The following is a 13,175-nucleotide window of genomic DNA, read 5'->3' as shown; positions in this document are numbered from 1 at the left end:
GAGCTACCAAGGCCCGTCTCATCGTAACTGTGAATACCTGAAACTATGAATGCCGCAGGCCGGAATCGAACCGGCACGGGAGATTAGTCCCGCAGGATTTTAAGTCCTGTGCGTCTGCCAGTTCCGCCACTGCGGCATATCCTTTTCAGGAAATGGATGGAGGTGGATTCGAACCACCGAAAGCACAGCTAACAGATTTACAGTCTGCCCCCTTTGGCCACTCGGGAACCCATCCATACTAGCTTCGACAAGCAAAAATTATATTATCATACCAATAATCAAAATGCAAGAAGTTTTTTTATATTCCTGTAATATTCTTGCAATGTCAGGGCTGCCGCAACGCGTCAAAAGACCGGTTGCGACAGCCCTGATTTTTTATTTTCGTCTATGCCATCTACACCAGTGCCCCGCTCGACAACAGCACGCCGCTGTGGGCCGGCACATCCAGCGTCAGCCAGCCATGATCGGCACGATAATCAATGCGTCCGGCATTATAGCCCTTTTCATCAGACAGCATTACCCGGGTGATGACATCCTCATCGGTGATGCCAAGCTCCCACACCGGCACTCTGACACTTCTGCCATCGCCACGGTTGTTGATGATGACTGCGCACTTGTTTGCCCCGCTCATGCGGCCGTAGGCGATGAGCTGGCGGTCTGCCAGAAGCTGCTTTAAGGAACCGCGGCGCAGGGCCGGAAGCTTCTTATGCAGATCGATGAGGTAACGGTGGTACTCGATCAGCTCAAAATCCTCGAAACCCCACGGATAAGTCCGGCGGTTGTCCGGATCAGTCCATCCGCAGACTCCTGCTTCGTCACCATAATATAGGGTCGGTGCCCCCGGCCAGGTCATCTGTACCATAATGGCTTCGCGGAAGATTCCGTAATTGATGCCAAACTCTGCCATCTTGGCCCCGGCTGTTCCGATTCTGCCCACGATCTGGTTGGTACGGGTCAGGAAACGGCTGTGATCATGGTTGGAAAGCTGATTCATGGCCACCAGGACCGACTGGGTCTGCATGCGGCTCATGTGGTAATACATGGAGCGGAAAAAGCTCACACCGTCACCGTAAAGAGCACCGTTGTACTCATCGCTGTGCTTCTCCATACCAGTCAGAAACCAGGTCAGCGGCTCCATGAAAGCATCATAGTTCATGACCGTATCCCACTGATCACCCGCCAGCCAGCTGCTTGGATCTCCGTAATGCTCAGCCAGGATCATTGCCTCCGGGTTTGCCTCCTTGACATGCTTGCGGAATTCCTGCCAGAACTTGTGATTGTACTCGCTGCTGTGGCCCAGGTCTGCCGCTACATCCAGGCGCCAGCCATCTACTCCATACGGGGCAGACACCCATTTCCCGGCAATCTTCATAATGTACTCAAACAGCTTTGGCGAATCCTCATAGTTTAGCTTCGGCAGCGTGTCATGTCCCCACCAGCCGTCATAGGTTCCGTTATCCGGCCATGCGTCCTCATTGTAAAACTTAAAGAAACTGCGGTACGGGCTTTCCTTACTTTCATAAGCGCCTGGCTCATAGCTTCCCTGGTGGCTGTAAATTTTCTCTCGATCCAGCCATTTATTAAAGGAGCCGCAGTGATTGAACACACCGTCGATGATGACCCGCATGCCGCGCCTGTGAACTTCTTCCATGAAACGGGCAAAAAATGCATCGCTGGCTGCCAAGTTCTGCGGGTCAGCACTGCGCACCTGATATCTGGTCGCATGGTCATTGTTCACCGCGTTTGCTGCCACCGGCTCACCGCCATCTTTGACGATCACGCCATAGTGCGGATCGATGTGGTCATAATCCTGACTGTCGTACTTGTGATTGGACGGCGAGACAAACAGCGGATTGAAATAGATCACTTCAACTCCCAGATACTGCAGATAATCCAGCTTGTCCCACACGCCCTGAAGATCACCGCCGTAGAAGCAGCCCACATCCATGGTAGACGGATTGGTGCTCCAGTCGGTTACCTGATGTACCGGACGCCCAATATAGACATACTCACATTCCGTCACATCGTTGCTCTGGTCACCGTTGCAGAAGCGGTCCACAAAGATCTGGTACATGACCGCGCCCTTTGCCCACTCCGGCGTATGAAATCCTGGCGTAATACGAAATGCGTAGCAGCTCTGAATATCCATGGTTGCGCCCAGACGGTTAAAATAGCAGACTGCGCTGCCCTTCACCACCTGGAAATAATAGCGCTGAGGCTGACTGTCCGCCTCCATGCGATACTCGTAATAGTCAAACAGGCTGTCAGAAGATACCTTCCTCATCTCCGCCTGTACATTCTTATCTTCCTCAATATAAAAAACCCGATCGACATCATTTTTTGCTGTGCGAAACCGGAGAGTTACTGTCTCACCTGCGTCCGGTTCCTCCGGGTATCGGTAATCCTGCGTCTCATCCGAAAACAATGCCTGCCGGTTTATTTCATTTTCCTGATGCTCATCAAACATAATAACCCCTGCTCCTTCCTGCCCAGATCCGTCGGCCCCGTTCGCGTGTTAAGCCAACAGTAACTTTTTCTTATACGCTCAGACGAATCTGATGGAATCATATAAATTTATTTTAAATGATTCTCATGTCGATTACAACATGTTTAAGTAATTCAAGTAGGAATTTTTGAACTGAAAATCCGCTGTTTTGGTATAGTATCTCAAAACAGCAAAAGAGCCAGCGGGGTAGCTGGCTCTTTCAGGAGAAGGTATTTCGTTTCTTATGGGGTGTAGCAAAAACTATATAATGTATTGGGGGGTTTACGCCTATTATAATAGCACGGCCCAGCCGATAAGTGTTAACAAACATGAACAAATTTCAAAACTTTTTTTGTGCAGTTTGTATAGTTTTCAGCCCCATTTACTTCTGGAACAGCGCCTCAAACTCTTCCTGACCGATTTTTTCTTTCTCGATCAGCAGTGCCGTACAGCTTTCCAGCACATCCCGGTGCTCCAGGATGATGGCTTTCGCCTTGTCATAGCACTCGTCAATGATACGCTTTACTTCCTCATCAATGGAAGCCGTCACTTCATCGCTATAGGTACGCACATGACCGAAATCACGGCCGATAAAGACCTCATCATCATCACTGCCATAGTCGATCATGCCAACCTTCTCAGACATGCCGTACTGGGTCACCATAGCACGTGCGATCTTGCTGGCATGCTTGATATCCTGGGAAGCACCGGTCGTCACATCGCCGAAGATGATCTCTTCCGCGATACGGCCGCCAAGAGATACCATGATATCCTGCAGCATCCTGCCCTTGGTATTAAACATCTCGTCATCGCCCGGAAGCGGCATGGTGTAGCCTGCCGCACCGACACCGGTCGGGATGATGGATACGGTATGGACCGGGCCAACATCCGGCAGCACATGGAATAAAATTGCATGGCCGGACTCGTGGTATGCGGTGATCTTCTTTTCTTTTTCTGAAATGACACGGCTCTTTTTCTCTGCACCGATACCAACCTTAACAAAAGAGCGGTCGATATCCGACTGGCGGATAAAGCTGCGGTTCTCCCTTGCTGCAAGGATCGCTGCCTCATTCATAAGATTTTCCAGATCTGCTCCGGTGAAGCCGGAGGTTGTTTTAGCCACGCGGGCCAGATCTACATCCTCACCTAACGGCTTCTCTTTGGAATGTACCTGAAGGATTTCCACACGGCCCTTCACATCCGGACGCCCTACTGCTACCTTACGGTCAAAACGGCCCGGACGCAGAATAGCCGGATCCAGGATATCGACACGGTTGGTCGCAGCCATGACGATGATACCCTCATTCACACCAAAGCCATCCATCTCAACGAGAAGCTGGTTTAAAGTCTGCTCACGCTCATCGTGACCGCCGCCCATGCCGGTGCCTCGTCTGCGGGCTACCGCATCGATCTCATCGATAAAAACAATACACGGCGCTGCCTTCTTGGCATCCTCAAATAAATCGCGGACGCGGGACGCTCCCACACCGACAAACATCTCTACGAAATCAGAACCGGAAATGGAGAAAAACGGTACGCCTGCCTCACCGGCTACTGCCTTGGCAAGCAGAGTCTTACCAGTTCCCGGAGGGCCTACTAAAATAACGCCCTTCGGAATTCTCGCTCCCACACTGGTATATTTCTGCGGATTTCTTAAAAAGTCCACCATCTCCTCCAGATCTTCCTTTTCCTCCTGAAGACCTGCCACATTTTTAAAGGTAACATTGCTGGTGTTGGTCATGCGGGCACGGCTCTTGCCAAAGTTCATCATCTTGGCATTGGTTCCGCCGCCGGCACCGGCTCTCATATTCATGATGATCAGCATCAGAACGACCGCGCCTACGGAAACAGCCACCGGAAGAATGATGCTCATCCAGTAGCTGGTCTGCGGAACATCGTTCATACTGTAGTCAATGTCCATATCCTGAAGCATCTGCTGGGTCTGGTTTACATCGGACACATAGGTTACATAAACCTCTCCCGCGTGATTTGCAAGACGCACCTCACCGGTTGGCGTCTGCTCATTCTGGTAAATGATCAGAGAACCCACATCTCCGCTTTCCAGTACCTGTTTGAACTGCTGATAACTCAGTTCGTTCTGTTTTCTGCCCGGCATAAACACCAGAGCCAGTACGATCAGGAGCAGCGGAAAAAGCAGCCAGCCACCCCGAAAACCATTTTGCTGTTTCACTCATCGGCCTCCTTACTGGTCAACCTCAACCACTCCGATGTACGGAAGATTGCGGTATTTCTGGGCATAGTCCAGACCGTAGCCTACTACAAACTCATCCGGAATGGTGAAACAGGTATAATCTACCTTGACCTGCTTCTTCACACGACGTTCCGGCTTGTCAAGCAGGGTACACAGGTGAATGCTCTTCGGCCCACGCTGCTTTAATACCTCGATCAGGTATGCAAGGGTGCGGCCGGAATCGATGATATCTTCCACGATCAGGACCTCCTTGTCCGCCAGGGATTCATCCAGATCCTTAACGATGCGGACCACTCCGCTGGACTTGGTGTCGTCTCCGTAGCTGGAAACAGACATGAAATCCATGGTGACCGGAACTGTGATGCGTTTTGCCAGCTCACAGGTAAAAAATACTCCACCCTTTAAGATACAGATCAGGTGGATCTGTTTTCCCTCATAATCTTTGCTGATCTGCTCTGCTACTTCACTGATTCGCTTGTTTACGTCTTCTTCCGGCAACAATACTCTGATCTTATCTGCCATAATCTTTTCCTCCGTCGCAGGTTACCTGCAATATGTTTTCTGTATGTTCTTCTATCTTATAGTATTCGCTGATCCGAAAGCCCACTACCCACAACACATGACTGCCTTCTGCCAGAAGCAGAATCTGCTCCCTTTTTTCTTTCGGGATTTTCTCATCGATCATGTAACGGGCAATGGTCTTGCTCCCTCCGGACGGCAGGATCAGGTAATCTCCCGTCCGTCTGGTTCTCACAGACAGCGTACCTTTAATTTTATCATAGTCAAACCATTTCGTATACTGGTTTTTGGGAATTTCTTGATCTTTTTGACGAGAAAAAACCGTCATATGAAGCTCCGGAACTGTCTGGCGGCCGTGGATTTCCCCATCTGCTCCGCTTTCTGTCTTCACGGACACTTCCCGTTCCGTCTTTCGCACGATTTCCAGCGTTTCATATCCGGTCCGCGCCATAAGTCCGCCCGGGAGATCCAGACGACTTCCCACCGGTTTGCCTGCCAGTTCCGCGATTGCCGTGAAATGGCGGCTGCCGATGTCCTTCCAGCCCGGATGCAGCTGGTCCAGCATATGACGGATCAGATAGGTTTTCAGAATTTCCGGCTGTCTTGCAAATGCCGTAAGGGGAATGGCCGCAAGATCTTCCTCTCGCCCACAGACTGCTTCCTGCCATATTTCCTCTGCCTGTTGACGCAGATAAGCATCTGCCTGCCCGATAATCTGCCCTGCCTGGAGAATGTGCTCCTCTGCCTGCTCATTTACCGCTGTTTTTAAAAGCGGAAGCACCTGGCTGCGAATCCGGTTCCTGGTATAATCCGGCGACTGGTTGGTACTGTCCTCACACCAGCTGATATGCCCTGCCTCCAGATATGCCCTTATTTCCTCACGCCCCACGCAGAGCAGCGGGCGAATACGGCGCCCCTGCACCGGCCGGATCCCGGCAAGACCGGTAAGGCCGCTTCCACGCAGAAGATGATGCAGGATTGTTTCGGCATTGTCATCCCGGTGATGAGCCAGGGCAATTTTGACCCGGCTGCCCGCCGGTAATTCCTGTTCCCATTTTCCGGCCTCTTTCTCCAGCACCTGATAACGCAGAATCCTTCCTGCTTCCTCTTCCGAAAGACCATGCTCCGCTGCATAGGCCGGGACATGGCAATAAGCCACACACAGCGGTACAGAAAGGCTTTCACACAGTTTTTGCGCAAAATCCTCATCCCGATCTGCCTCTGCCCCGCGGATGCCGTGATGAACATGGACCGCACGAAGCAAGAATTCCGGCGTTGCCAGCTGTTTTAATACCGTCAGCAGGCACACGGAATCCGCCCCGCCGGAAAGCGCCACGATCACTGCATCCCCCGGAGCGGTCATCTCATGTTCCCGCATATAATCTCTTACTTTCTTTAACATGTTATCCTACCCGTAAAAGCAATTCTGTTTTTTCTGTCACCAATTACACTATACCCGCAATTTTACTCCTGCGCAACCTGTGTTTTTCTCGTTACAGCACTCACAGGGCAAAATCATCCATGACTTTTTCGGTCCTCTCTAACGCTTCCAGATCCCGGCCGTCAGCACGGTCATATCATCCTGCATGCCGCCGTTCTGGCATGCAAACCGCAGGATTCGCTCTGCCATATCCTGAGGTGTTTTCACCGGCATGGACTCCAGGTATTCTTTCAGGCTCTGCTCCTTATCCAGACCCGGGCAGGCATCCAGTACCCCATCCGTTATCATAATGATCTGGTCATTATCCCAGAGCTTGCGTGACAGAAGCGCCGGCTCTGCCTGGGAGAGCACACCTGCCGGCAGATTGCCTGCATCCAGTATCTCTGCCTGCCCGTTGCTGAGCACAAAGGTTGCCACAGCTCCCATCTTCATTGCTTCCAGCACACCGCTGCAAAGATCCACACAGCAAAGATCCAACGTAGCCGGATGCTGTTCAGTCCCGGTCAGCATCAGGATGGTATTTACCATCTTCAGGGCGGAACGGGCAGAAAAGCCAGTCTCCAAAAGCTGCTGCAAAAGCTCGATCACCTTCCGGCTCTCCTGGTCTGCGGCCGCTCCGCTTCCCATGCCATCTGAAAGACTCATGATCACCTGTCCCGGCAGACTCCCCGAATATGTATAATTATCTCCGGATATCCCGGTTCCATTCTTTGACATACGCGCAACCCCGTACATCATCCGGTATGCTCCCGGCTCAAGGAAACGCATCACCCCAGGCTGCTTTGTAATAAGAGCCCTTGTGTCCGGTGGTGCATACCACCCTCTGCCACCCACAGCCTGTCCAAACAGCGCTGCGGCATCCTTTGCCGTCATGCAGCGCCCACCTAATGCATGCATAGTCACATAGGCCTCCCGATAGCTCTTCTCATGTTCTAAAAGCAGCATGTTATCTACCGCGATCTGATGCAGGCGGAACAGACGGCGCACCGCGTCCTCTTTCTGATCCGTAATGTCGGCAGCCCTGCTCATCTGCCCTGCAAACTCCTCCAGCATCACCGCCAGCTCCCGGAACTGTACCATGACCGTATCCCGGCTTTCCAGGAATCGGTTCTTCCATTCCAGATTCATGGTGGCACGTCCGAGATTCCGGTTCAGCTGTGCGAGATACTCTTCCTTGTTCCGGCACGCCTCCAGAAACAGCCGGGGCATGTCCTCATATTCCACTCTGCCCTTCTGCTCAAAGGAACGCAGCAGATAATACAGATAATAGCTGTCCTCCTTCTCTGCATCGCAATACAGATTGCAGCGGCTGCACTGCCCGCAGACGACCGCCGCTGCTGTCTGCATGGCCGCCAGGGCATCCGCCCGGGTCAGCCCGCGTTCTTCTTCCATCCGGTCATTGCACGCCCGGGCCAGCTCACCCAGTGATCTGGCCATCTCATTTAATCTCTCTGCCGTATAAATATTAACATCAGCCATATCCCGGCGACGGTTTCGTTTCCACACAAAAAATCCCCTCCTGAACCACAATATATGCGGCAGGAAAGGATCCTATGTCTGTTACTTCCGGTCTCGTATGATTTTAGTGATCTTTCGGTCTTGGTTTGAGCAGAACCTCATCCGGCTTTACCAATCCCAGCTTCTGCTTGGCCACTTCCTCGATGTACTGCTTGGTCTGAACATAGACCCTGCGTTCTTCCAGCTCTGCGGCCCGTTTCTGTTCATTTTCCACCTGGCGGGTCAGTGATTCTTCCTTGGCCTGGTATTCCATCACCTTTTTCTCCATGGAGTGATTCTTAATGTTGACCACCAGTGCCAGGCTGAGCACCACCACGGTAATGCCAATGATGGCCAGGCGGTTACTCCAGCCTTCCCGGCGCTTTCTGCGCCCTGTTCCCCGCGTCTTCATGTTTCTCACCAGCTTCTTGTTACCCTGACTTTCTAAATAAATCTTATGTTACCTGTGTAATTTCATTCTAATGCATCGAAGCATCATTTTCAAGACCTTTCGCAAATTTCTGCTGATGATACGGTCATAAGCCAGCATGGACAGAAAAATACTTCCGATCATATAAAAACGCAGGGCTCCGTCATTCTCCCGGTACAAAAACAGGAAGGTAAAAAAGCCGGACCAGATCCAGTAACAAAAATCTTCAACTCCTACCGCCAGACTTCCATGGGGGATCAGCATCCGCAGAAAGCGCAGAATGTCGTACACCGCCATCAGAATTGCTCCCACGGCGATTCCATGCAGCAGCAGCCGTGCCTCCCGGCACACCGCCGCCATCAGCCAAAGAGCCGGGCCAGGATGGACTGCCCGGTTTTCCGGTATGCTTCGTTGGAAGAATAGGCCAGACTGTCCACCTGCCCCTCCACCTCCAGTTCTCCCTTTTCCACGGTAAGCCGGCTGACATGGAGGTCTTTTCCCTTGATCGTCAGAAGCCCCATATCCGTATCCATCACCACCTGGTTTTCGTCAAAGGACACCACTTCCCGCACTCCGGTCAGACTCGCAGCATTGCGGTTCTCCAGCCGACAGGCATGGTCCTGGATCCCGGTTCTTTCTTCCACAAAAAAACCTCCCCACCTGAACTCATGGTTCAGTATATGGGAAGGTTTTGCTGTTTATTCTTCCTGTCAGTTAAGTCCCGTTTTTTCTGCGCCAATCATCAATTCTCTGGATTTTTCCGCAAAGTGACATTTCACGCAATGTCCTGGAGATACCTCTTTTAATTCCGGTTCCTGTTCAAAACAGATCGGCTGGCTCATCCAGCACCGGTTTGCAAAACGACACACCGGTTTCGGATTGATCGGGCTTGGAACATCACCCTTTAATACAATACGGCTGACTTTGTTTTCTACATCCACTTTTGGAATTGCAGAAAGCAACGCAATAGAATACGGATGTCTTGTATCCGCAAACAAAGTTTCCTTATCTGCGGTTTCCACAATCTGTCCAAGATACATAACCGCAATCCGATCTGAAATATGTTTTACAACACTCAAATCATGGGAAATAAACAAATATGACAAGTTCATTTCTTTCTGCAAATCCATTAGCAAATTAAGCACCTTTGCCTGTACCGACACGTCCAGAGAGGAAACCGGCTCATCACAGACAATAAACTTCGGATTCATACTGAGTGCTCTGGCAATTCCGACAACCTGACGTTTTCCTCCATCCAGTTCATGCGGGTACTGATCCCACATATCCTTTGAGATTCCTGTTTTCTCTGAAAGCAGCGCCAGAACATCATTTAAATCCTTTTTGGATACAGTATGATGAATCAAATATCCTTCAGACAAAATGCTCCTGATTGTCTTCTTCGGATTCAGGGACGAATATGGATCCTGGAATACAATCTGCATTTCTTTGCAATACTGAAGATTTTCTTTCCTGTTTTTACACTTGAAAATATCCTTTCCCTCAAAAAGCAATTCACCGGAAGTCGGATCCTGCAGGCGCATGATTACGGTACCAACGGTACTTTTTCCACATCCGCTCTCTCCAACAAGCCCCAGTGTCTGTCCTTTTTCCAGGGAAAAGCTGACATCATCCACTGCGTGGAGTGTCTTTCCGCTTCCCACCTGAAAATACTTTTTCAGATTTTTCACTTCAATCAGAGGTTTTTTTTCTTCAGCCATATTATTGTCCTACCTCTCCACAATGAAAACATGATACATAATGAGATTCATTGATCTTTATCATTGGCGGAATTTCCTCCGCGCAATCTGCATTTTTGCATTCACATCTTGGATTAAAACTGCATCCTTTCGGCAAATGGTATGGATTGGCAACCTCACCTGGTATTGCCACAAGCCGCTCTTTCTGGTCATCCAGTGTCGGAATCGCTCCCAACAGCCCCTTTGTATACGGGTGCATCGGATTTGTGAACACTTCTTTCACGCTACCATATTCAATAATTGCACCTGCATACATAACTGCCACATTCCTGCACAGTTCACTGATGATGCCCAGGTTATGTGTGATCATCAGCAGAGAAGTATCGTACTGTTTCTGAAGCTTTTTCATGAGTTCCAGAATCTGAGCCTGAATAGTCACATCCAACGCAGTCGTTGGCTCATCTGCTATCAACAGTTCCGGACTGCAGGCAAGCGCCGCAGCAATACCAATCCTTTGACGCATTCCACCGGAAAATTGGTGAGGATAATCATTAATTCTCTCTTTTGCAATCCCCACAGTTTCCATTAATTTTCCGGCTTCTTCCATTGCCTGCTTATTTCCGATATTTTTATGTTTCCGCAATACCATTGCAATCTGTTCCCCTACGGTAAATACAGGATTTAAAGAAGTCAAAGGATTTTGGAAAATCATGGAAATTTTATCTCCGCGAATTTCTCTGAGCCTACGCTCCGAAAATTTTGCCATATCTTCTCCATGAAATTCAATAATACCGCTTTTTATTTTGGCAGAGTGTTTTGGAAGCAGTCTGAGTACACCAAGTGCAGTTGTTGTCTTGCCTGCACCGGCCTCCCCTACCAGGCCAAGAGATTCTCCTTTATGTATTGTCAGATTTAAATGGTTGATGGCCTGTTTTGTTCCATTTTCGGTTTTGAATTCTACCACATAATCCGTTATTCTAAGTAAAACATCTTTCTCCATACCTGCTCCCCCTATCTGGTCTGTTTTGGATCCAAAACATCTCTGAGTCCATCACCAAGAAAATTGAAGCCCAGTACCGTAATCATAAGTGCTACACCTGGAACAATTACCATCCATGGGTATGCAGCCAGATAGGTACGTCCTCCCGCTATCATATTTCCCCAGGAAGGATTTGGAAGCTGAACACCTAAATACAAGTAGCTGAGTCCTGCTTCGGTCAGAATAATTCCACCAAAAGTTCCTGATAACTGAATCAGAAGAGGAGTTGTCACGTTTGGCATAATCTGAGTCATGATAATATGCCATCCGGAGCCGCCTAGCGCTCTGGATGCCTGAACAAATTCCCGGTTCCGCATAATCATAACCTGGTTTCTTGATATTTTAGCGAAATTTTTCCAGGATGTTATGATCATTACAAGAATCAGGTTAGAGATACTCGGTCCGAAAATTGCCATAATAACAATGCCAAGTGTCATAGACGGAATTGCCATGGTAACTTCTGTTGCACGCATAACAATATCATCTACTACGCCTCCAAAGTACCCAGCAAACACGCCCAGGAGTGTTCCAACCACCGTTACACACACAGTTCCAATAAAAGCAATTCTTAAAGAAATCTGACTTCCGATCAGAACTCTTGAAAGAATGTCTCTCCCAAGTTCATCGCTTCCAAGCACATATCCACCGGTTTTATAAGCATCAATTCCCTGCGGCGGAGTAAATCTTGCCACAATGTGGTTCATATTTTCATCCATAGGTGCCAGCTGCCTTGCAAACACACTGACTATTACAATTCCAAATACTATAAAAAACCCGATCATGAACTGGGGACTTCTTAACATACGGCGAACAAGTATCTTTCCTTTCATCTGCATCCCCCTCCTTATCAGTTTAGTTTCATCCGGCGGTCAATGAAAGCATTTACAATATCTACCACCAGGTTCACAATTGCAAACATCGCGGCCGTTACAACCAGCGTAGACTGGGTTAACGGGTAGTCACGATTGGAAACTGCTTTTACGAGCATGCTTCCAATTCCTGGAATCGTAAATGTTGTCTCAATAATGACCGCTCCGGCTAACATTGCTGCAACATCCATGCCAAACAGAGTAATAACCGGAATGATAGAGTTTTTAAATGCATACTTGCAGTTTACTTCAAACCGACTTAAACCTCGTGCATAGGCACAAGTGATATAATCCTCATTTAAAACATCGATCATTCCGGAACGGCCCATTCGTACCATTCCGGCACACATTTTGTACCCCATCGCAATTGCTGGCATAATTAGATACTTAACATCAAACAGTCCATTATATCCCATACTAGGAAGCCAGTTATGTTTAACAGAACACAGCAAAAGAAGCAATACACAGATCCATACTACGGACATAGACTGACCCAGGAGTGCAAATAATACTGCAAAGAAATCTACCGGTCCGCCTTTATTGACGCCTGCAATGATTCCTAACGGAATACTGATGATCAGTACCAGTGCTGAGCACACGATAGTAACACTCAGAGTTGCCGGAAGCCGCTCCATAATTACATCCAGACATGGTTTTTCATATAATACAGAATTTCCCAGATCCCCTTTCAGAAGATTTCCAAGATACATCAGATACTGAGTAATATAAGGTTTATCAAGACCAAGTTTTGCCCGCATTGCCTCAATCTGCGCCTCCGAAGCATAATCCGGAAGTGCCATGACTGCAGCATCGCCCGGTGCCAGACGCATCATGACAAATGCCAGTACCGAAACAATCCACACGACTAATAGCAGACACAGGATTCTTTTTGTAAAAAATTTAACCATAAACGCCTCCTATATATTGCCACTAGGGAGAATGAGCCGCTGCTAAAAGCATACAGCGACTCGTCTCCATTCAGTTAT

At 49.2% G+C, this 13,175-nt stretch carries 12 protein-coding genes and 2 tRNA genes; all 14 read right to left on the bottom strand.

What is annotated here, in order from left to right:
- Positions 1-50: 50 nt before the first annotated feature.
- The 14 genes from DW819_RS02010 to DW819_RS01945 all read right to left on the bottom strand — a co-directional run bounded on the left by DW819_RS02010 (position 51) and on the right by DW819_RS01945 (position 13,097).
- Positions 51-136 (bottom strand) — tRNA-Leu (locus DW819_RS02010).
- 17 nt (positions 137-153) lie between these two features.
- Positions 154-235, bottom strand: a tRNA-Tyr gene (locus DW819_RS02005).
- Between the two features lie 159 nt (positions 236-394).
- Positions 395-2,467, bottom strand: coding sequence for a glycoside hydrolase family 13 protein (locus tag DW819_RS02000; protein WP_118731839.1), 2,073 nt, complete (start codon positions 2,465-2,467; stop codon positions 395-397).
- 400 nt (positions 2,468-2,867) lie between these two features.
- The gene (ftsH, locus tag DW819_RS01995) at positions 2,868-4,676 is read right to left on the bottom strand and encodes an ATP-dependent zinc metalloprotease FtsH (RefSeq protein ID WP_118731838.1); all 1,809 of its coding nucleotides are present in this window, start codon (positions 4,674-4,676) and stop codon (positions 2,868-2,870) included.
- A 12-nt stretch (positions 4,677-4,688) separates the two neighbouring features.
- A complete protein-coding gene (gene hpt, locus DW819_RS01990; protein ID WP_118534080.1) occupies positions 4,689-5,219 on the bottom strand; it encodes a hypoxanthine phosphoribosyltransferase in 531 nt (176 codons plus the stop codon).
- Positions 5,209-6,618 carry a tRNA lysidine(34) synthetase TilS gene (gene tilS, locus DW819_RS01985; RefSeq protein ID WP_118731837.1) on the bottom strand — a complete coding sequence of 470 codons (1,410 nt, stop codon included), beginning with the start codon at positions 6,616-6,618 and terminating at the stop codon, positions 5,209-5,211. The genes hpt and tilS overlap by 11 nt, the downstream gene beginning before the upstream one ends.
- Before the next feature lie 138 nt (positions 6,619-6,756).
- Entirely contained in the window at positions 6,757-8,163 is a 1,407-nt protein-coding gene (locus DW819_RS01980) for a SpoIIE family protein phosphatase (RefSeq protein WP_347560149.1), read from the bottom strand.
- A 76-nt stretch (positions 8,164-8,239) separates the two neighbouring features.
- Positions 8,240-8,566: a septum formation initiator family protein gene (locus tag DW819_RS01975; RefSeq protein ID WP_118731836.1), complete on the bottom strand. Its 327-nt coding sequence runs from the start codon at positions 8,564-8,566 to the stop codon at positions 8,240-8,242.
- 48 nt (positions 8,567-8,614) lie between these two features.
- Positions 8,615-8,944, bottom strand: coding sequence for a spore cortex biosynthesis protein YabQ (gene yabQ, locus DW819_RS01970; RefSeq protein WP_118731835.1), 330 nt, complete (start codon positions 8,942-8,944; stop codon positions 8,615-8,617).
- Complete coding sequence (gene yabP / locus DW819_RS01965) at positions 8,944-9,228, bottom strand: sporulation protein YabP (RefSeq protein WP_118731834.1); 285 nt, start codon at positions 9,226-9,228, stop codon at positions 8,944-8,946. Before yabP ends, yabQ begins: the two co-directional genes overlap by 1 nt.
- 66 nt (positions 9,229-9,294) lie before the next feature.
- Positions 9,295-10,302, bottom strand: a complete 1,008-nt coding sequence (locus DW819_RS01960) for an oligopeptide/dipeptide ABC transporter ATP-binding protein (protein WP_118731833.1) — start codon at positions 10,300-10,302, stop codon at positions 9,295-9,297.
- Between the two features lies 1 nt (position 10,303).
- A complete protein-coding gene (locus DW819_RS01955) occupies positions 10,304-11,281 on the bottom strand; it encodes an ABC transporter ATP-binding protein (protein WP_118731832.1) in 978 nt (325 codons plus the stop codon).
- Positions 11,282-11,292: 11 nt separating this feature from the next.
- A complete protein-coding gene (locus DW819_RS01950) occupies positions 11,293-12,150 on the bottom strand; it encodes an ABC transporter permease (protein ID WP_118731831.1) in 858 nt (285 codons plus the stop codon).
- Positions 12,151-12,167: 17 nt separating this feature from the next.
- Complete coding sequence (locus DW819_RS01945; protein WP_118731830.1) at positions 12,168-13,097, bottom strand: ABC transporter permease; 930 nt, start codon at positions 13,095-13,097, stop codon at positions 12,168-12,170.
- Between the last annotated feature and the right edge of the window lie 78 nt (positions 13,098-13,175).

This window comes from Clostridium sp. AM33-3 (assembly GCF_003480315.1).
Classification (GTDB): Bacteria; Bacillota; Clostridia; order Lachnospirales; family Lachnospiraceae; genus Brotaphodocola.
The sequence above is the reverse complement of the archived record's forward strand: the minus strand, read 5'-3'. Positions and strand labels throughout refer to the sequence as shown.